This window comes from Rhodococcus sp. NPDC003382 (assembly GCF_053589135.1).
Genome location: NZ_JBSFRH010000078.1, coordinates 1 through 20,217, shown reverse-complemented (window position 1 = coordinate 20,217; position 20,217 = coordinate 1). Strand labels below are relative to the sequence as shown.

At 69.7% G+C, this 20,217-nt stretch carries 14 protein-coding genes, 1 pseudogene and 2 riboswitches; of the genes and pseudogenes, 7 read left to right on the top strand and 8 right to left on the bottom strand.

The features are described from left to right. Nucleotides 1–74: 74 nt before the first annotated feature. A pseudogene (locus ACWDUD_RS29805) lies at nucleotides 75–1,367 on the bottom strand (ATP-binding protein); the annotation flags it as partial. A gap of 22 nt (nucleotides 1,368–1,389) precedes the next feature. Further along, nucleotides 1,390–1,586, bottom strand: a riboswitch (cobalamin riboswitch). A 40-nt stretch (nucleotides 1,587–1,626) separates the two neighbouring features. Between ACWDUD_RS29805 and cbiE the strand changes: the two are divergent. Continuing rightward, nucleotides 1,627–2,838: a precorrin-6y C5,15-methyltransferase (decarboxylating) subunit CbiE gene (cbiE, locus tag ACWDUD_RS29800; protein WP_450111663.1), complete on the top strand. Its 1,212-nt coding sequence runs from the start codon at nucleotides 1,627–1,629 to the stop codon at nucleotides 2,836–2,838. Next, nucleotides 2,835–3,590 (top strand): cobalt-precorrin-4/precorrin-4 C(11)-methyltransferase, encoded by a 756-nt coding sequence (locus ACWDUD_RS29795; protein ID WP_248672964.1) that lies wholly within the window; start codon nucleotides 2,835–2,837, stop codon nucleotides 3,588–3,590. The genes cbiE and ACWDUD_RS29795 overlap by 4 nt, the downstream gene beginning before the upstream one ends. 110 nt (nucleotides 3,591–3,700) lie before the next feature. Here the strand turns inward: ACWDUD_RS29795 and ACWDUD_RS29790 are convergent, their stop codons facing one another. The 3 genes from ACWDUD_RS29790 to ACWDUD_RS29780 are packed head-to-tail and all read right to left on the bottom strand — an operon-like array spanning nucleotide 3,701 to nucleotide 7,381. Next, a complete protein-coding gene (locus ACWDUD_RS29790; protein ID WP_450111662.1) occupies nucleotides 3,701–4,183 on the bottom strand; it encodes a (2Fe-2S)-binding protein in 483 nt (160 codons plus the stop codon). Next, entirely contained in the window at nucleotides 4,176–5,051 is an 876-nt protein-coding gene (locus tag ACWDUD_RS29785) for an FAD binding domain-containing protein (RefSeq protein WP_450111661.1), read from the bottom strand. The genes ACWDUD_RS29790 and ACWDUD_RS29785 overlap by 8 nt, the downstream gene beginning before the upstream one ends. Then, nucleotides 5,048–7,381, bottom strand: coding sequence for a xanthine dehydrogenase family protein molybdopterin-binding subunit (locus tag ACWDUD_RS29780; protein ID WP_450111664.1), 2,334 nt, complete (start codon nucleotides 7,379–7,381; stop codon nucleotides 5,048–5,050). Before ACWDUD_RS29780 ends, ACWDUD_RS29785 begins: the two co-directional genes overlap by 4 nt. Before the next feature lie 241 nt (nucleotides 7,382–7,622). Between ACWDUD_RS29780 and ACWDUD_RS29775 the strand changes: the two genes are divergently transcribed. Continuing rightward, nucleotides 7,623–9,089, top strand: a complete 1,467-nt coding sequence (locus ACWDUD_RS29775; protein WP_450111660.1) for an MFS transporter — start codon at nucleotides 7,623–7,625, stop codon at nucleotides 9,087–9,089. Next, entirely contained in the window at nucleotides 9,086–9,634 is a 549-nt protein-coding gene (locus ACWDUD_RS29770; RefSeq protein ID WP_450111659.1) for a TetR/AcrR family transcriptional regulator, read from the top strand. The genes ACWDUD_RS29775 and ACWDUD_RS29770 overlap by 4 nt, the downstream gene beginning before the upstream one ends. A gap of 13 nt (nucleotides 9,635–9,647) precedes the next feature. On the opposite strand, the gene ACWDUD_RS29765 is transcribed toward ACWDUD_RS29770, so the two are convergent. Genes ACWDUD_RS29765 through ACWDUD_RS29755 form a run of 3 tightly spaced genes read right to left on the bottom strand, consistent with a single transcriptional unit; the run spans nucleotide 9,648 to nucleotide 12,882 of the window. Continuing rightward, complete coding sequence (locus ACWDUD_RS29765; RefSeq protein ID WP_450111658.1) at nucleotides 9,648–11,165, bottom strand: precorrin-2 C(20)-methyltransferase; 1,518 nt, start codon at nucleotides 11,163–11,165, stop codon at nucleotides 9,648–9,650. Beyond that, nucleotides 11,162–11,812 carry a precorrin-8X methylmutase gene (locus ACWDUD_RS29760; protein WP_450111657.1) on the bottom strand — a complete coding sequence of 217 codons (651 nt, stop codon included), beginning with the start codon at nucleotides 11,810–11,812 and terminating at the stop codon, nucleotides 11,162–11,164. Before ACWDUD_RS29760 ends, ACWDUD_RS29765 begins: the two co-directional genes overlap by 4 nt. After that, nucleotides 11,809–12,882, bottom strand: a complete 1,074-nt coding sequence (locus ACWDUD_RS29755) for a cobalamin biosynthesis protein CobG (protein WP_450111656.1) — start codon at nucleotides 12,880–12,882, stop codon at nucleotides 11,809–11,811. The genes ACWDUD_RS29760 and ACWDUD_RS29755 overlap by 4 nt, the downstream gene beginning before the upstream one ends. A 36-nt stretch (nucleotides 12,883–12,918) precedes the next feature. Then, nucleotides 12,919–13,112, top strand: a riboswitch (cobalamin riboswitch). Between the two features lie 52 nt (nucleotides 13,113–13,164). Between ACWDUD_RS29755 and cobN the strand changes: the two genes are divergently transcribed. Both cobN and cobF read left to right on the top strand, forming a co-directional pair. Next, the gene (cobN, locus tag ACWDUD_RS29750; RefSeq protein ID WP_450111655.1) at nucleotides 13,165–16,770 is read left to right on the top strand and encodes a cobaltochelatase subunit CobN; all 3,606 of its coding nucleotides are present in this window, start codon (nucleotides 13,165–13,167) and stop codon (nucleotides 16,768–16,770) included. Then, on the top strand, nucleotides 16,767–17,513 hold the full coding sequence (cobF, locus tag ACWDUD_RS29745) for a precorrin-6A synthase (deacetylating) (RefSeq protein WP_450111654.1): 747 nt from the start codon (nucleotides 16,767–16,769) through the stop codon (nucleotides 17,511–17,513). The genes cobN and cobF overlap by 4 nt, the downstream gene beginning before the upstream one ends. Nucleotides 17,514–17,520: 7 nt before the next feature. Here cobF and ACWDUD_RS29740 read toward each other — a convergent pair whose 3' ends face one another. Beyond that, entirely contained in the window at nucleotides 17,521–18,036 is a 516-nt protein-coding gene (locus tag ACWDUD_RS29740) for an Rv2732c family membrane protein (RefSeq protein WP_197254916.1), read from the bottom strand. Nucleotides 18,037–18,225: 189 nt separating this feature from the next. Here ACWDUD_RS29740 and ACWDUD_RS29735 point away from each other — a divergent pair, with 189 nt between their 5' ends. Next, on the top strand, nucleotides 18,226–20,136 hold the full coding sequence (locus tag ACWDUD_RS29735) for a hypothetical protein (RefSeq protein ID WP_450111653.1): 1,911 nt from the start codon (nucleotides 18,226–18,228) through the stop codon (nucleotides 20,134–20,136). Nucleotides 20,137–20,217 lie beyond the last annotated feature (81 nt).

Below are 20,217 nucleotides of genomic sequence, written 5' to 3'. Positions count from 1 at the left end.
CACTACTAACCCCTCCCGCCCCCCCCCCACCCGGTGCCCTTGGGGCGCGCACCCCCCCCAAAAACCCCACACGGGCGGGCGGCGGTGGCGCGGATGGTCGCGGGCAGGTGGATCGGGCCGGAGTCGCCGTTGTGCTCCCCGACCGTGCGGCCGATCGTGGTGCGCGCCCGCGATCTGCGCCCCGCCGCTCCGCGATCGGTCCGGTCCGCGGCCAGCAGGCGGGCACGATAGGGCTCGGCGGGAGCCGTCACCGTCGTCTCCGCAGGCCGACCGGGGGAATCCGGTGCGGCGGCGTCCGAACCCTCGCAACCACCGCTCGGATCGTCGTCGGGATCGTCGGGTCCGCCGTCCTCGTCGGCGAGGAGGTCGTCGAGCAGCCGGTCGTCCATCCCGGGGGAGTCGAACGGGTTGCGGCGACGCCGGTGCGGCAGCGCGAGTTTCGCCGCGACCGCGATGTCCTCGCGGGTCACCTCGTCACGCCCGCACCACGCGGCGTGCGCGACCGCGGCCTTCGCGGTCACCAGGTCGGCGCGCATCCCGTCGACGTCGAACGCCGCGCACACCTCGGCGATCGCGACGAGCGCGGCATCGGGCAGGAGCACGCGCGGGAGCCGGAGCCGGGCATCGGCGATGCGACGCGACAACGCGGCCTCGGCGTCGGACCACTTTGCGACGAATCCGTCCGGGTCGGCATCGAACGCCAGGCGACGCCGGACGATCTCCGCACGGTGCACGGGATCACGCGGCGCCGCGACCTCGACGGTGAGCCCGAACCGGTCCAGCAGCTGCGGCCGGAGTTCACCCTCCTCCGGGTTCATCGTCCCCACCAGGACGAATCGGGCCGCGTGCGTGACCGAGACGCCGTCACGCTCGACCGTCGAACGGCCCATCGCGGCGGCATCGAGCAGCAGATCGACGAGATGGTCGTGCAGCAGATTCACCTCGTCGACGTAGAGCACGCCGCGGTGCGCGAGCGCGAGCAGTCCGGGCTCGTATTCCGCGGTCCCCTCGGCCAGCGCCTTGCCCAGGTGCAGCGACCCGGTGACCCGGTCCTCGGTGGCGCCGACCGGCAGTTCCACGAGCCGGGCCGGGCGGGTGTGCGCGGCGGCACCGGCGGGGTGCGGGCCGTCGACGCAGGCCGGATCCGGGGCGTCCGGATCGCACCCGAAACGGCAGCCAGTGACCACGGTGACCTGCGGCAACAGTGCCGCCTGCGCCCGCACCATCGTCGATTTCGCGGTGCCCTTCTCGCCGCGCACCAGCACCCCGCCGATCGCCGGCGAGACGGCACACAGGGTCAAGGCCAGCGCCAGGTCGTCGGAGCCGACGACGGCGCTGAACGGATACACGTGCACAAGATCCTCCACAGGCTCCCGCTGGGACGTTCTGTCCGGCAGCCGAATCGAGGCCGGTATTCGGACTTCCCGGTCGAGCGCCGTGCGATCGCCTTCCCGGACCGACGGTCCAGTGGCTGCGCTTTCGCGCGTGATCGACGACTCCCGGGTCACCGCAGCGGGCCTGTGCCGGATTCACACCGGCTTCCCGATTATCCCCTGTGAAGGGGCACCTCGATTGTCACTACCGCCGCCGAGTGTAGCCGGAGAGTCTCGGTTATGGTTCACCGCCATGGGTTCCTCGATCACCGTCGTCGGCGTCGGTGCGGACGGCTGGGGCAGCATCACCTCCGAAGGGCAGGCGCAGGTGCTGCAGGCCGACGTGCTCATCGGCGGACGCCGGCACCTCGCACTGCTGCCGGACACGCCCGCTCTCCGGGAGCCGTGGCCGTCGCCGCTGCTCGCCGGTCTCGACGACCTGCTGGCGCGGCACGCCGGGAGCGACGTCGTCGTGGTCGCGTCCGGTGACCCGATGGTGTCGGGCATCGGCACCACGCTGATCCGCCGACTCGGATCCGGTGCCGTGCGGGTGATCCCGACGGTATCCTCCGTTGCGTTGGCCAGGGCCCGGATGGGTTGGGCCGCAGAGGATTGCGACACCGTCACCCTGGTGGGCCGCCACGTCGGTACATTGCGCCGCTATCTGACACGCGACCGCCGCCTCGTCGTATTGACCTCCGACGCCTCCGGTCCGGCGGAGGTGGCGCGACTGCTCGTCGACGCCGGTTTCGCAGACGCCCGCGTCACCGTGCTCGCAAACCTCGGACACCCCACCGACGAAACGCGCCGCGACGGGCGGGCCTCCGAGTTCGTCGACATGCCGGCCGCCGACCTGAACCTGCTGTGCATCGAATGTTGCGGAGCTGAAGGGCTTTCGACTACGCCGGGTCTGCCCGACGACTGTTTCGAGCACGACGGGCAACTCAGCAAACGTCCGATCCGCGTCGCGGCGGTGTGCGCGCTGGCCCCGAAGCCGGGTCAGCTGCTGTGGGACGTCGGGGCCGGTGCCGGGTCGGTGGGCATCGAGTGGGCCCGCACCGATCCGCGCTGCCGCACCGTCGCGCTCGAGCACAACGACGCCCGCGCCGACGCAATCGAACGCAACGCCGCCCGGCTCGGCGTCCCGACCGCGGTGCAGGTCGTGCGTGGTGCCGCCCCCGCGGCGCTGACCGGACTCGAGACGCCCGACGCGATCTTCGTCGGCGGCGGAGGCAGCCGGCCGGGAGTGCTCGACACCTGCTGGGATGCGCTGCGCCCCGGTGGCCGCCTCGTCGCGCACGCGGTGACGCTGGAGACCGAGGCGGTGCTGGTCGAGTGGTGGAAGCGCCGCGGGGGAGAACTCACGCGGCTGTCGGTCGAACACGCCGCCGCGATCGGAACGTTCACCGGCTGGCAGGCGCTGCGTCCGGTGGTGCAGTGGAGTGTCGTGAAAGGTGAAAAATGACAGTACATTTCGTGGGATCCGGCCCGGGTGCCGCCGACCTGCTGACGCTGCGGGCGGTTGCCCTGCTGCGCGAGGCGCCGACGGTGCTGTACGCGGGCACCTACCTGGACGAGGAGGTGCTGTCGCACTGCGCGGCCGGCGCCGAGCTGATCGACACCCGGAACCTCGATCTCGACGAGATCACCGCGCATCTCGTCGATGCGCACCGACGCGGACTCGACGCCGTGCGGCTGTGTTCCGGTGACCCGTCGCTGTATTCGGCGCTCACCGAACAGACCCGGCGACTCGACGCCGCGGGTGTGCCCTGGGACGTCACACCGGGGGTACCCGCGTACGCCGCGGCCGCCGCAACCCTCGGAACCGAACTGACCGTGCCCGAACTCGCGCAGACCGTCGTGCTCACCCGCACGCAGGCCCGCTCCACCAAGATGCCCGACACCGAGGCGCTCGCGAAGGTCGCGGGGATTCACGCGAGTCTCGTTCTGCACCTGGCGATCACGCGGATCCGCATGCTCGCGGAGGAGTTGAGCGCAGAATACGGGGCGGACTGCCCGGCCGCGGTCGTGGCGTTCGCGTCCCGGCCGAATCAGGTGGTGCTGCGCGGCACGCTCGCCGACATCGCCGATCTCGTCGAGGCGGCGGAACTCAAGCACACCGCAGTCATCCTCGTCGGCCGGGCACTCGGCATCCGCGAGCAGGCGGACGTCGCGTGCTCACATCTCTACGATCCGGCGCGCGACCGGGTGCGCTGACCTGCCCCTCCGCCCGAGCGAGCGGTACACTCACTCGCTCAGATCGACTGAATGTACCGTTCGCTCGGAAGAACGGGAGAGAAATCCCGGCCCTGCCCTCGGCCCCTCGTTCAGTCGTCGGCAGCGACGGTGCCCGCGGCCGCCTTCACGGCCGCGATGATTCCCTGATAGCCGGTGCAGCGGCAGATGTTCCCGGACAGCGCTTCCCGGATCTCGTCGTCCGTCGGGGACGGGTTGTCCCGCAGGAATGCGCTCGCGGTGACGACGAATCCCGGTGTGCAGAAGCCGCACTGGAGACCGTGGTGGTCGCGGAACGCGGCCTGGACCGGGGACAGGGTGCCGTCGGGTTCGGCGATCCCCTCGATGGTCGTGATCTCGGAGCCGTCGGCCTGCACCGCGAACACCAGGCACGCGCGGACCGCTTCCCCGTCGAGCATCACGGTGCATGCGCCGCACACTCCATGCTCGCACCCGAGATGCGTTCCGGTCAAACCACAGTCGACGCGCAGGAAGTCGGCGAGGGTCAGTCGCGGAGGCACGGTGCGGCGATAGCTCGTGCCGTTGATCCGGACCTCGATGTCGACGTCAGCCATGTGTTGCCTCCTCCACGGCGCGCTGCCATGCGCGCGTCACCATTGCTGTGCCGACACGTTTGCGGTACTCGGCCGGACCGTGCAGGTCCTCGGAGATCACCTCGACACCGTCGAGAACGTCCCGGGCCACCGTCTCCGGATCCTGCTCGGCCACAGCCCCGCCGGTGAGAGCCTGTTCGACGACGGTCGCGCGGGTCGCGGTGGGACCCAGCCCGAACGTGGTGATCGCACACCGTTCGATCGTCGAGTCCTCGGCGAGGGTCAGCGCGACCAGCGCACCCGCGACCGCGAAATCGCCGCTGCGACGGGTGAACTCCTCGATCGCGTAGCCGCTGCGGGCCGGCGCGACCGGGAAGGTGATACCGGTGATCAGTTCGTCCTCGGCGAGGTCGGTGCTCCACATGCCGGTGAAGAACTGCGACGCGGGGATCGTGCGGGTGCCGCCGGGCGACAGTGTCTCGATCTCGGCGTCGAGCGTCAGCGCGACGGCCGGATATTCGCCGGCGCCGTCCGCGTGGGCGATCGACCCGCCGATCGTGCCCCGGTTGCGGATCTGGAAGTGCCCGATCAGCGGGGTCGCGCGCGACAGCAGAGGCACCGCAGTCCGGATCTGCTCGGACCGGCCGACCGTGCTGTGCGTGGTGCCGGCGCCGATCCACACCGAATCGCCGCGAACTTCGATGCCGCGCAAGGTCTGTACGCGGCGCAGGTCGACGAGGTGCTCGAACACGGCCAGCCGCAGGTTGAGCATCGGCATCAGGGACTGTCCGCCGGCGATGAACTTCGCTTCGTCGCCGAGTTCGCTGATCAGTGCGACGGCTTCCTCGGCGGTAGCGGGCGCGTGGTAGTCGAATGCTGCCGGTTTCATGCCGTCACCGTCCGGGCCTGCTCGATCATCGACACGATGGTCGACGGTGTCAGCGGCAGCCGGGTGATCTCGACACCGAAGGGGGAGAGGGCATCTGCGACCGCGTTGACGACCGCGGGCGACGATCCGATCGCGCCGCCCTCGCCGACGCCCTTGTGACCGCCGGGGCCGGGGCTCGGTGTCTCGATGTGTCCGAGTTCGATGTCGGGGACCTCCGTGGTGGTCGGCAGCAGGTAGTCCATGAACGTGGTGGTCACGGGGTTGCCGGTCTCGTCGTAGGCCAGGTGCTCGTAGAGGGCGCCGCCGATGCCCTGCACCGTGCCGCCCCAGATCTGGCCCTCCACGACGTTGGGGTTGATCATCGGGCCGCAGTCCTCGCTGACGATGTAGCGCAGGAACTTCACCGCGCCGGTCGCGATGTCCACTTCGACCGTGCACAGGTGCGTCGCGTTGGCCCAGATCATCATGTTCTCGGCGCGGTAGCGACCGCTCGCCTCCAGCCCGGGTGGCACACCGGGCGGCAGGGTCTCGGTCTGGAAGTACGCGATGTCCGCGATCTCCTGCAGCGAGATCGCGGCCCCCGGGACGCCGCGGACGGTGGCGCGGCTGTCGGCGAGTTCGATGTCCTCCGGGGCGGCCTCCAGACGATGCGCGGCGATCGCGAGGATACGTTCGCGCAGCACCGACGCGGTCTCACCGACCGCGCCGGCGGTCATCGCCCCCGAACGGCTGCCGCCCGTGCCGGCGCCGAACGGCGTGACCGCGGTGTCGCCCTGGATGGTGTTGACGTCGGAGAGGGCGACGCCGAGCGCGTCGGCGGTGAGCTGGACGACGGTGGTTTCGAGGCTGTTGCCCGACGACCCGCCCGCGACGTAGACGTTGACCTTGCCCGACGGTTCGATGCGGATGGTCGCGCCCTCGGTGCTGTGGAACGGGGTGGCGCCGGCGGTGGGTTCGAGGTAGGTGCAGGTGCCGACGCCGATGTAGCGGCCCTCGGCGCGGGCCTGCTCCTGTTCGCGGCGGAACGCGTCGTAGTCGAGCATGGCCAGTGCCTGCTCGAAGGTCTCGCGCGGGGTGACGTCGCTGAACGGCATGCCGGTCGGTGCCGCGACCGGGAATTCGTCGCTGCTGTACATGTTCCGGCGCCGGAGTTCGACGGGGTCGAGGCCGATGCGCCGGGCTGCGCTGTCCAGCAGCACTTCTCGTGCCATCGACTCGTACTGCCACGGACCCCGGTAGGCGACGCGGCCGACGGTGTTGGTGTAGTGCAGTTTCAGGCTGAACGTCGCGGCGGGGATGCGGTAGGGGCCGGGGAAGAGCATGCCGACGGCGGATGCGGCGGTGATCGGGGACGGGATCGGGTAGGCGCCGACGTTCTGCACGTGGTCGAGCGTCGCGGCGAGGATCCTGCCGTCGGTGTCGAACGCCATGCGGGCCTCGCCGTGTTCCTGCCGTGCCATGCCCGCGGACATCATGTGTTCCTGCCGGTCCTCGATCCACTTGACCGCGAACGGCAACATCGTCGCCGCGAGCATGATGCAGATGTCCTCGCGCTGTGGCACGACCTTCTGTCCGAATCCGCCGCCGGTGTCGCGCATGAGCACGCGGACCCGGTGTTCGTCGATGCCGAGCAGCTTCGCGCAGAACGCGCGGACCTCGTGCGGCGACTGGGTCGACGCCCAGATCGTCATCTCTCCGGTCGATTTCGTCCACTCGGCGACCAGGCCGCGCGTCTCCATCGGCACCGCGATGTAGGCCTGCTGATGGATGGTCCGGCTCACGACGTGCGGGGCCTCGTCGAAGATGCGCAGCAGGTCCTCGGACGGCGGGATCGCCATGCCGCCGGCGTTGTTGCCGGGGAACTGTGCGTGGACGAGTTCCTCGTTCGTGTCGGCGGTGGCGTAGTCGACGACGGGGGTCAGCGCGTCGTAGTCGACGGCGACGAGTTCGGCGGCGTCCTCGGCGATGTAGCGGTCGCGGGCGATGACCAGCGCGACCGGGTCGCCGACGAACCGGACCTCGTCCTCGGCGAGCGGCGGCCAGTTCAGGCTCGGCATGAACGGCCCGTCCAGCGCGTACTTCTGCTCGTGGACGCGCGGGTTGAGATCGGACGCGACGAACACCGCGTGCACGCCGTCGAGTGCCTCGGCCTCGCTGGTGTCGATCGAGAGGATTCTGCCGCGGGGAATCGGGCTGCGGACGAAGCACGCGTGGAACATGCCCGGGCGGGTCACGTCGTCGACGAACAACCCGGCTCCTGTGAGCAACCGAGGGTCCTCGACGCGTGGAACGCGGGTACCGACATAACAGGACGGAACTGCGGGGGTCACGCTCACTCGTCACCTCGGACTTCGCACGAACAAGGACGCTGGACGGTCGAGATCGCTGTGTGCTGAGCACTTGTTTAGCATCAGCTCGAAAGAGATGTCAATCACATTCTCCTTATTGGAGAGTGGGAATTGCCTGCATGGCCCGCCTCGAACCGGGAGCGTTCTTGACGGGCAAGGGGTGAACGACGTTCACTGGGGCGCGGTGAACATCGTTCACCCCTTGCGAGCGATGGAGAACACCGTGACCCCAGATCATCCGAGCCCCTCGGCGGGCACCCCCGCGCCGGTACGGTCCGGTACCGCCGTCACCGCGCTGCTGAGCCTGGCAGGGCTCGTCGTCGCGCTGCAGACCACCCTCGTGGTCCCGCTGCTGCCGAACCTGCCGGGCATCCTGAACGTCAGCGACGGCGACGCCACCTGGCTCGTCACGATCACGCTGCTCACCGGCGCGGTTACGACGCCCATCGTCTCGCGCATGGCCGACATGTACGGCAAACGCCGGATGATGATCCTGTCCCTGTCGATGATGGTGCTCGGTTCCCTGATCGCCGCGCTCGGCGGCACCTACGTCGCGGTTCTCGTCGGCCGCGGCTTCCAGGGCTTCTCCTCCGCGCTGATCCCGGTCGCGATGGCCGTCCTGCGCGACGTGCTCCCCCGCGAGAAGGTGGCAGCCGCCGTCGCCCTGGTCAGCGCCACGATGGGCATCGGCGGCGCCCTCGGGCTGCCGGCCGCGGGCCTGCTGTTCGACCACCTGGGCTGGGCCTCGGTGTTCTGGGTGTCCGCGGCCGCAGGTGCGCTGCTGCTGACCGGCATCCTGATCCTCGTTCCGGCCGGCGTCACCGGTACCCGCGGCCGGTTCGACGTCGTCGGCGCGGTCCTGCTCTCGCTCGCCCTGATTGCGCTGCTGCTCGGCATCTCGAAGGGACCGGCCTGGGGCTGGACCAGCCCGCGCATCCTGCTGAGCCTCGCGGCCGCCGTCGTCGTCCTCGCCGTGTGGGTTCCGTACGAGCTGCGCGTGAAGGCGCCGATGGTCGACCTGCGGGTCTCGATGTATCGCCCGGTGCTCCTCACGAACATCGCGGGCCTGTTCGTCTCGTTCGCCGCGTACGCCAACACCCTGGGAACCACCCAGCAGCTGCAGCTGCCCGAGGCCACCGGATTCGGATTCGGGCTCAGCGCCGCGACCGCGGGCCTGTGTATGGTGCCCGGCGGCATGGCCATGATGATCTTCTCGCCGCTCTCGGCCCGGATCACCGGTCGCTTCGGTGCCCGCGCGACCCTCGTGGCGGCGACCGTCCTGATGACCTGCGCCTACGCCTTCCGCATGACCTTCGACGACACCGTCGCGCTCATCATCGTGGGCAGTGTCCTGGGGAGTATCGGCAACGCCGTGGCCTTCGCGACCATGCCGGCGCTCATCATGAGTTCGGTGCCGTTGAGCGAAACCGCCGCCGCCAACGGCGTCAACGGGCTGCTGCGCACCATCGGCTCGTCCGGCATGAGCGCGGTCGTCGCCGCGCTGCTGACCGCAATCACCGTCGACGTCGCGGGACAAACCCTGCCCGGGCACGGCGCGTTCGTCGCGATGTTCGGCGTCGCCGCCACCGCGACCCTCTTGGCTACCCTGGCCGGTGTGTTCCTTCCGAAGCCCACCCGTGCCCGCGCAGAACAGGTGTCCACCCCGGAATCCGTCCGGGCAGGGTCGTGACCGACCGGACGACGCGTGATGTCATCCTCGATGTCGCGCGGCAGTTGTTCACCGAACGCGGATTCACCTCGACGACGATCCGCGACATCGCCGAACGCGCCGGTGTCTCACCGGCGCTGGTGATGAAACTGACCGGCAGCAAGGCTCAGCTCTTCGAGGCCGCCGTCCCGGACGCTCCCAACGTCGGCGAACTCGACCATCCCGCCGAACCGCTCGGCCATCGGATGACCCGGGCGCTCGTCGAACGCCGCGATTCCGGCGACTTCGAATTCTGGGCGATGGCGCCGTTCCTGCTGCAGGAGGCACCCGACCGGGAAGCAGCGCGGGAGAAGATGGCGGCGCGGTTCGTCCCGCGGATCGCGGCCGCCATCGGTGAGGACGGCCCGACCCAGGTTCGTGCCCGGCTGATCGTCACGATGCTGCTCGGGCTGGCCAGCGGGCTGCGGACCTTCGAACTCGTCACCCCCGACGTGATCGAGAGCAACCGCCTCATCGAGACCTACGGCGTGCTCGTTCAATCGATCATCGACGACCCGACACTCTGACCTCTCCAGGCGCTCACCGCACGGATCGGGCCGTCCACACGGCACCCGAGGACGTTACCGAAGTACCTGCGGCGCCGACGATCACGAGGCATTTCATGTCGATCGTCGCCGGATCCAACTTTTCGAGCGTGGTGACCTCGAGAGACTCGCCGGGCCGGCCCACGTCCCGGCCGACGACGACCACGGTGTCGGCCGGACGGTGCCGCAGCAGCACCGTCTTGGCGTCGGCGACCTGCGTCGTGCGCGACCGCGACGCCGGGTTGTAGATGCCGAGGACCAGGTCCGCCTGCGCGACCGCGACGAGGCGTTTCTCGATGACCGGCCACGGCTTGAGCCGGTCGGACAGGCTCATCACCGCGAAGTCGCCGCCGATGGGGGCGCCGACGCGCGCGGCGACAGCCTGGATCGCGGACACACCCGGGATCACCCGGACCGGAACCTCTGCGTAGCGGTCGTCCTGCGCGGCCTCGAACACCGCCGACGCCATGCCGAACACGCCCGCGTCGCCGCCGGACACGACCGCGACCTTTTCGCCCCTCAGTGCCAGCTCGAGAGCAAATCGCGCGCGGTCCACCTCGACGGTATTTCCGCTCGAATGACGTTGCAGCCCCGGACGAACCGGCACCCGATCCACATAAGGCCCGTACCCGACCACATGATCCACGTCGGCGAGCGCCGCGGAAGCCTCCGGGGTCAGCCACCGTTCGTCGGCGGGACCCAGCCCGATCACCAGCAGCTCCTGCGCCGCAGGCAGTTCCGGATTCTGTTCGACCTCGGGGCGGGAGCGGTCGGCGGTGTCACGATTGCGCGGCGCCCGGTCGCCGGGCGCCAGGATCACCGAGAAGTACGGCACCGCATCGGGATCCACCTCAGCGGCCGGTGCGATGCGCTGACCGCCCATCGATGCGCGTTCGACGTAGACGGCGTCGTCGAGTCGGCCGGCCTGGGCGAGGGCGTTGCGTACGGCGGGAAAGGTCCGGCCCAGCTTCATGATCACGGCGCCGTCCGTGTCGGCGAGGCGCCGCGCCAGTTCCGGTTCCGGCAGGGTGCCGGGCAGGATCGTGAGCACGTCGGTGCGCCGTACGAGCGGTTCCGCGGCTGCGGCGGCCGCGGCGGAGAACGACGTCACGCCCGGAACGACTTCGGCAGCATACTGTTCCGAGAGTCGATCGTGCAGGTACATGTAGGAGCCGTAGAACAGCGGATCGCCCTCGCAGAGCACGACGACGATCCGGCCGGCATCGAGGTGTGCCGCGAGCCGTCCGGCGCAGTCGTCGTAGAAGTCGGCGATCGCGCCGTCGTACCCGCCGGGGTGGTCGGTGGTGCCGGTCGTCACCGGATACACCAGCGGTTCCTCGAGTGCGCCGTCCGGGATGAGTTCGGCGGCAATGGATCGTGCGATGGATCGGCCGTGCGTGCCGGAGTGGTACGCGATGACGTCGGCCTCGCCGATGAGTCTCGCCGCCTTGCGGGTGATCAGTTCGGGATCGCCGGGGCCGAGACCCACGCCGTAGAGTCGTCCGGTGCTCATTCCTGCTCCTGCGCCAGTGCATTGAGTGCGGACGACGCCATCGCCGACCCGCCACGTCGTCCCCGGACCGCGAGGAACGGGATCTGCAGTTCGTGTTCGATCAGGGCTTCCTTCGATTCCGCGGCACCGATGAATCCGACCGGCACACCGACGATGGCGGCCGGCCGCGGGGCGCCCGCGTCGAGCATCTCGAGCAGGTGGAACAGGGCGGTGGGCGCGTTGCCGATCGCGACGACCGCGTTCTCGAGATGCTCGGCCCACAAAGACACCGCCGCCGCGGACCGGGTGGTACCCCACCGTTCGGCGAGGCCCGGCACCCGGGGATCGCCGAGCAGGCACAGCACGGGGTTGTCCGCCGGAAGTCGCTTGCGGGTCACGCCGGAGGCGACCATGTTCGCGTCGGTGAGGATCGGGGCACCGGAGTTCAGTGCGTTCCGTGCCGCCCCGACCAGTCCGGGATGGATGACCAGATCGCGGGTCAGGTCGGTCTGGCCGCTCGCGTGGATCATCCGGACCGCGACCTTCTCCGCATCGGCCGGGATCCCCGAGAGGTCGGACTCGGCGCGGATCGTTGCGAACGAGCGAACGTAGATCTCGGCGCCGTCGGTTTCGTACTCGTACCGGCGGGGTGGGGGTGTCTCGATCACATGGAACTCCTGGCGACGACGAGGGTATGGGGAAAATGTGGTGCGCCGCAAGCACGTTCGCATCCGACGATGTGGACATGCCGGGAAGGGGCCGGCTCCGCGACGGTTCGTCGGGCCACTTCTCGCGTATCGCTGCGGGCGAGACTACACCCGGGTGCGCCGGTACACGCGGTCACCCGAGACCACGGCGAATCCGCGGCAGCGTCGAATCCCACAACCGTGAGCGCCTCCACGTCGGTATCGGCGGGAAGGACGAGTCCGCGCCAGGGCGTGACGATCACACCGCTGTCCGGGAGTGCCGCGACCATCGACGGCGTCAGGATTCCCAGGGGCACCCGGACGGACACCGCGCCGTCGAGAACCCCGTACGGCATTCGGTGCCGCTCCGGACGGGGGAGCGGTGCGGTACCGCCCAGTTCGCGGCCCTTGCCGGGTAGTTGCCGCACGTTCCAGCGGGTTTCGCGGATCGCGACGAATCTCAGCGCGGTGTCGATCAGTGTCCGGACCGTGTCCGCAGTCGGGACGACCGGTCCGCTCAGGGCGCCGATCCCGATCCGCATCCGATCCGAATCGAGCGCCGTCGCGGACAGATCGCACCGGAGACCGGCGACGTCGCCGCGGCCGTCGTCGACACCGAACAGGAACCGGCCCGGCAGGTCGGCGAGCGCCGGTTCGCGGCACAGCGCAGCGTCGAGTGCACCGATGATCGGGCGCACATCCGCGAACCCTCCGGTGAGTCCCGACAGCGGGGACGCGACGATGTTGCGGACCCGTTCGTGGCTCGCGGACGGGAGGAACCCGGCCGTCGCGATCGATTCGATCAAGCCGGTGGGCACGCCGCCGCACTCGTCGACGACGACACCTCTGACCTGCAGGTTTCCCCGCGAGGTGAGGTGCACGTCGCCGTCCGCGAATGCGCGCGAGGCCGCCGCGAGAAGCCGCAGGCCCCCGTACGGAAGACGTCCGCCCGGGGCGCGCACACGCACCAGTGCACCGTCCGCGGCGAGGTGCGGCCGCAGCAGGCCCGGGCATCGATCCGGAGGGAGATGGTCGGCCGAATGGTCCGTCATGGGCGCACATGGTTGCACACCTGCCGAAATCGTGCGCTAGGCTCGGCGTGCCGTGGTGCTCGGGAAGCCGGTGGGAAACCGGCGCGGCCCTCGCCACTGTGAGCGGGTAGTTGTTCGCCCTCGTCCGTGCCGGTCCGCCGGTGCGGAGACCACTGGAGTCACCTCCGGGAAGGTCGGCCGAGCAGCGTCGATCCGTCAGCCAGGAGACCGGCCACGGCACGCGAGGTCCACGAGGGTTTGGAGACTGAACATGGCTGTATTCGTGCTGTTCCGGGGCGCGCAGTGGCGCACCTGACGTTGCTGTCGACGTCCGACACCGACCTGCTGTCGGCGCGGGCCGGCGGCGCCGACTGGGTCGTCGGTAACCCGTCCCGGCTGGAGCCGACGGATATTCCAGCGCTGCTGGAGGGCTCCGACCTGGTGGTCGTGCGGATCCTCGGATCTGCGCGCTCCTGGCAGGACGGGCTCGACCGGGTTCTCGCACAAGGGGTCCCGGTCGTCGTCCTCGGTGGGGAGCAAACCCCCGACGGCGAACTGATGAGCTACTCGACCGTGCCGATCGGGACCGCGGCCGAAGCACATCGGTATCTGGCCTACGGCGGACCTGCGAATCTGGCTCAGCTGCATGCATTCCTGTCGGACACCGTGCTTCTCGGCGGCGATGGATTCGAACCCCCTGCGGCGCTGCCCGAATGGGGTGTCGCGGAACGTCCTTCGCCTGCGACCGGCGGGTTACCGAGGGTGGGGGTGCTCTTCTATCGCGCCCACCACACCAGCGGAAACGTCCGGTTCGCGCACGATCTCGCGGACGCGATCGACGCGACCGGCCGAGCGCAGGCCGTGGTGATCCACTGCGCCTCGCTGCGCGGTGCACCCGACGATCTGCTCGCCGAACTCGGCACCCTCGACGCCCTGGTGGTGACGGTGCTCGCCGCCGGCGGCACCCGGCCGGCGACCGTCGGCGCGGGCGGGGAGGACGAGGCGTGGGACGTCGCGGCACTGGCCGCTCTCGACATCCCGATCCTGCAGGCGCTGTGCCTGACCTGGAGTCGCGACAGCTGGGCAGACTCGGACGACGGTGTCTCCCCGCTGGATTCGGCCACCCAGATCGCGGTTCCCGAATTCGACGGCAGGATCATCACGGTTCCGTTCTCGTTCAAGGAGTTCGACGCCGACGGCCTGCCGCGGTACGTCACCGATCCCGAGCGTTGCGCCAGGGTCGCGGGAATCGCGGTCGCGCACGCGCGATTGCGGCACGTGCCGGCGGCGCAGCGCCGCATCGCGATCATGCTCTCGGCCTACCCGACGAAACATTCCCGCGTGGGAAACGCGGTCGGTCTGGACACGCCGGTCTCGGCGATCCGTCTGCTCCGGGCGATGCGCGAGCAGGGCTACGACCTGGGCGAGGGCTTCCCCGGCATGGATCTCGAGGACGATGCGGAAGCCGGAAATGCCCTGATCCACGCGCTCATCGACGCCGGTGGTCAGGACGAGGAATGGCTCACGGCCGACCAGCTGTCCGGTAACCCGGTGCGCGTCACCGCCGAGCGGTATCGCGAGTGGACGAAGGACCTGCCCGCGGAGCTGACCGACGCGATGACCGAGGCGTGGGGTGAGGCACCCGGGTCGTTGTTCGTCGACGGCGAAGGCGACGACAAGGCCATCGTCCTCGCGACCCTGCAGGCCGGCAACGTGGTGCTGATGATCCAGCCGCCCCGCGGATTCGGGGAGAACCCGGTCGCGATCTACCACGATCCGGACATGGCGCCCTCCCATCACTACCTGGCCGCATACCGTTGGGTGGAGCGCGGATTCGAGGCCGACGCGGTCGTGCACCTCGGCAAGCACGGTTCGATGGAGTGGCTGCCCGGAAAGAACGCGGGGCTGTCGGCGGCGTGCGCGACCGATGCCGCGATCGGGAACCTGCCGCTGATCTACCCGTTCCTCGTCAACGACCCCGGTGAGGGCGCGCAAGCCAAGAGACGCGCGCACGCGACGATCGTCGACCACCTGATCCCGCCCATGGCACGCGCCGAATCCTACGGCGACATCGCACGTCTGGAGCAACTGCTCGACGAGTACTCGAACATCGCGGCGATGGATCCGGCGAAACTCCCGGCGATCCGCGCCCAGATCTGGACGCTGATCCAGGCCGCGAAACTCGACCACGATCTCGGCCTGGACGGCCGGCCGCACGACGCCGAGTTCGACGACTTCCTGCTGCACGTCGACGGATGGCTGTGCGAGGTCAAGGACGCGCAGATCCGCGACGGACTGCACGTGCTCGGTGGTGCCCCCGTGGGCGAGGCGCGGGTGAATCTGGTGCTGTCCATCCTGCGGGCCGCCCAGGTGTGGGGTGGCAAATCGCACGCCGTGCCGGGTCTGCGCGCTGCGCTGGGTCTGAAGCCCGATGCGCCGCTGACCGAGGTCGACGCCGTCGAATCGCAGGCCCGGACGCTCGTCCAGGCGATGGACGATGGCGGGTGGGTACCCGAAACCGCCTCGTCCACCGTCGAATCCGTGCTCGGGCACACCGGTGCCGAGGTCGCTCGGGTGCTCGCCTTCGCCGCCGAGCAGGTCGTGCCGCGGCTCGCGCAGACGACCGGCGAACTCGACGCCGTACTCCACGCTCTCGACGGCGGCTATGTCCCCGCCGGGCCGTCCGGCTCACCGCTGCGCGGTTTGGTGAACGTGCTGCCGACGGGACGCAATTTCTACACCGTCGACCCGAAGGCCGTGCCGAGCCGCCTCGCCTACGACACCGGCGTCGCACTCGCGAACGCCCTGGTCGAACGCTATCTCGCGGATACCGGGAGCTACCCGCGGTCGGTGGGACTGTCGGTGTGGGGGACCTCCGCGATGCGCACCTCCGGCGACGACATCGCCGAAGTCCTGGCGCTGATCGGTGTCCGGCCGGAATGGGACGCCGAATCCCGCCGCGTTCGCGAGTTGACCGTGATTTCGCTCGAGGAACTCGGCCGTCCCCGCATCGACGTCACCGTCCGCATCTCCGGGTTCTTCCGCGACGCGTTCCCACACGTGATCGGGATGCTCGACGACGCGATCCGCATGGTCGCGGCACTCGACGAGCCCGATGACCTGAACTATGTTCGCGCCCACGCCAAACGGGACGAGGCGGAGCACGGTGATCCGGAGCGGGCGGTGCGGCGGATCTTCGGGTCGAAACCCGGGTCCTACGGCGCGGGCATCCTGCAGCTCGTCGACTCCGGCAACTGGCGTACCGACGAGGACCTCGCCGAGGTGTACACCGCGTGGGGTGGATTCGCGTACGGCCGCAACGTGCACGGCGAGCCCGCCGCCGGGGACATGCGCGCCAACTACCGGCGCATCGCGGTCGCGGCGAAGAACACCGACACCCGCGAACACGACATCGCCGACTCGGACGACTACTTCCAGTACCACGGCGGCATGGTCGCGACCGTGCGTGCGCTGACCGGCAGCGACCCCAAGGCGTACATCGGTGATTCGACGACGCCGGACGCCGTGCGCACCCGGTCGCTGTCGGAGGAGACCGCGCGGGTGTTCCGGGCGCGCGTGGTCAATCCGCGATGGCTCGCGGCGATGCGCCGGCACGGCTACAAGGGCGCGTTCGAACTGGCAGCGACCGTCGACTACCTCTACGGATACGACGCGACCGCCGGCGTCGTCGCCGACTGGATGTACGAGACCCTGGCGCAGACCTACGCCCTCGACCCGGAGAATCAGCAGTTCCTGCGCGAGGCGAACCCGTGGGCGCTGCGGGGAATCGTGGAACGCCTCAGCGAGGCCGCCGATCGCGGGCTGTGGGCCGAACCGGACCCGTCGACGATGCAGGCGCTGCAACAGGCCTACCTCGACGTCGAGGGTGACCTCGAGGACCGCGGATGAGAGTGCGCCTCATCGGGATCGGACCCGGCGGACCGGACGATCTGACGGTCGCGGCCGTGCACGCGCTCAACGAGGTGGACGTGTTCCTCGTCGCGGACAAGCAGCGCGGCGTGGACGATCTGGTGTCGGTGCGCGAGGAGATCTGCCGACGTCACATCACCGGCGACCACCGGATCGTCGTCGTCCCGGACCCGCCCCGTGATCGGGCACCGGAACGGTACGGCGACGAGGTGCGGGATTGGCATGCCGCCCGCGCGCAGGTCTACGAGACGGTCCTCCGCGAACAGGTCCGCGACGGCGAGACCGCCGGATTTCTCGTGTGGGGCGATCCGAGCCTGTACGACAGCACGATTCGCGTGATCGAACGGATCCGCGACCGCGGTGTCGTCGACCTCGAATACGACGTGATCCCCGGCGTCAGCAGCGTGCAGATGCTCGCCGCGCGGCATCGACTGGTGCTCAACAGGATCGGCGGTCCGGTCACGATCACGACCGGCCGCCGCCTTTCACGTGAGGTCGCGGCGGGCGGCGACAACCTCGTCGTGATGCTCGACAGCGATCTATCGTGCACGGAACTGCCCGGGGAATGGGACATCTGGTGGGGCGCGAACCTCGGTACGTCCGACGAGGAACTCGTCGCCGGACGTCTGTCCGAAGTCCTCGGGCACATCGAGGCCGCGCGGTCGCGGTCGAAGGCCGCACGTGGCTGGGTGATGGACACCTACCTGCTGCGGCGAGCCTGACCCGAATTTATCGCTGCGCGAACAGGACCGCCGGGCGCGGCCCGGTATCGGTGGGCGACTTGCTCAGCACGACGGGCAGCCACTGTGAGGTGAGCGCGACCATCGCGAGCCAGGCGAGCACCATCCCGAACGACGGCGAATGCGGCGCAGACGTTTCCATCCCGTTCTGCGACCAGTATCCGAACAGACCGAACAACGAGGACAGGCCCGAGCCGAGCATCGCCGGCACGGCCAGGCGCCACCGGCGCAGGCACAGCGCAGCGGTCGAGATCCCGACCCCGAACACGGTCGCCAGGGTCACGAACAGACGCATCGGAACCGTCACGGGCGCGTCCGCACCGAACCAACCGGCGAGCACGGTCCACGACGCTGCACTCTCGGTCGTGGGCAGCAACAGTGCGACGACCAGCACCGTCACGCATCCGGAGAGCACCCACTGGCGGCGACCGGCACGGAATTCACCGGCGACCTTCTTCTCGATGCGGGCGAACTCGTGGCGGTAGGCGGACAGGTCGTCGCTCACCGGTACTCCTCCTCGCTCAGGGCACAAGGTCCCCAGTATGCCCCGGCACCCCTGGTGAGGGGTTCGTGGGGTCGGGCGAACAGAATCTCGGTGCCGCCGATCGCGAGCAGGGGGCGCCGAATTCTGCACGCAAGCGATGTCGGCTGTGTCACGATTGCACCACTCAGACACCCCGACAGGAACTTTCCCATGAGTGGTTCGAGTGGTTTCAGGCGTCAGTGCGCGATCGTCGTCACGGTGGTCGTGGCCGCCCTCTGGTCCGTGGTGGCGGCGTCCCCCGCCTCCGCCGACGGCGGCACGCTGCGCGGGCGGGTGCTCACGGCAGGCGCGCCGCTCGCCGGCTACGACGTCGCCCTGTTTGCCTCGGGCGTTCCCGCACCCCTCGGCACCGCGCGGTCCGGTCCGGACGGCGCCTTCACGATCGACTACACCGCGCCCGCGGGCACGCCGGTGGTGTACGCGGTCGCCACGAACCCGGGGGATCGCCGCGTGACGCTGGCGAGCGTGCTCGGGGCGGGCGGGCTCCCCGGCGACGTCGTGATCAACGAGAGGACGACGGTGGCCACCGGGTTCGCGCTCGCCCAGTTCACGAACGGCGGGCGCATCGACGGTAGTGCACCGGGCCTGCCGAACGCCGCGGGTATGGCGCGCAATCTCGTCGATCCCGTCAGCGGGGAGGTCGGTGCCGTGCTCGCGACCTCGCCCAACGGCCCGGACACCGAAACCCTGGGCACCTTCGGCTCTCTCGCCGACATGATCGCCAATTGCGTTGCGGTCCCCGTGGTGTGCGATCAACTGCTGAATCTGGCTGGTGAGCCCGGGCAGGGAACGGCCGCCGACACCTGGCAGGCGATGGTGAACACCGCCCGACACCCGTGGCAGAACGTACCGGCGCTGTTCGCGCTGTCGAAGGCGGGACCTGCTCCGTACCAACCGGATCGAGTGCTGCCACCGAGCGCATGGACGCTCGCGTTGCGGTTCGTCGGGGACGGACATTCCATCGACGGTCCCGGCAACATCGCCGTCGACGACGACGGCAACATCTGGGTGACCAACAACTACCAGTACGCGCCCAGCGCGCAGACCCCGGTGTGCGGGGCGAACAACCTGATCAGGCTGACCCCGACGGGGCAGAACTTCCCCGGGGCGCCGTACACCGGCGGTGGGCTCAGTGGTGCCGGGTTCGGCATCGACATCGACGACGACGGGAACGTGTGGGTCGCGAACTTCGGCTTCGCAGCGCCGGTTCCGGACTGTCCCGAACAGGATCAGCCGCCGCACAACAGCGTGTCGCTGTTCTCGTCCGACGGCGTCGCGCTCTCGCCCGACGAAGGTTTCACGCAGGGCGGGATCAGCTGGCCGCAGGGCACCATCGTCCACGGCAGCGGCGACGTGTGGTTCGCCAACTGCGGCAACGACAGTGTGACCGTCTACCCCGGAGGGGATCCCGGGTCGGCGCGGCAGCTCACCGACCTCGGGATCGTCAAACCGTTCGGTCTCGCCGAGGGCACCGGCGGCACGGTCTTCGTCACCGGGAACGGGAGCGATACGGTCGCCGTGCTCGGGCCTGACGGCACCCCGATCGTGCCGCCGGTCGCCGGGGGTGGACTGGACAAACCGCTCGGGGTCGCGACCGACAGTGCCGGGACCGCCTGGGTCTCGAACTCCCGCACGATCGGTATCCCGTGCCCGACCCCGGAAGGGCCTGTGGATCTGGACGGGACGTTGACCCGGATCGGGGCGCGCGGCGAACTGCTGACCCCGACGCCGCTGTCCGGTGGTGGCCTGCGTATCCCGTGGGGCATCGCCGTCGACGGCATCGACAACGTGTGGGTCGCGAACTTCGGCGGGCAGGCGCTGTCACAGTTCTGCGGTGTGCGGGTCGTGGCGTGCCGGCCGGGCACGACCACCGGCGCGCCCATTTCGCCGGACGGAACCGGCTACGGGTTCGACGGATTGACCCGTAGTACCGCCGTCGCGATCGATCAGGCGGGCAACGTGTGGGTGACCAACAACTGGAAGCAGATCCCGATCCAGACGAATCCGGGTGGCTACGAGATGGTGGCGTTCGTCGGCGCCGCAGCCCCCGTGATCCCCTGACCCGTGCGTGGTTTCGGCCGGTCGCCGGATTGCTCGGCAGCGCGGACGTCGAACCGGCCGCTGCGCTCCCTCCGTCCGATT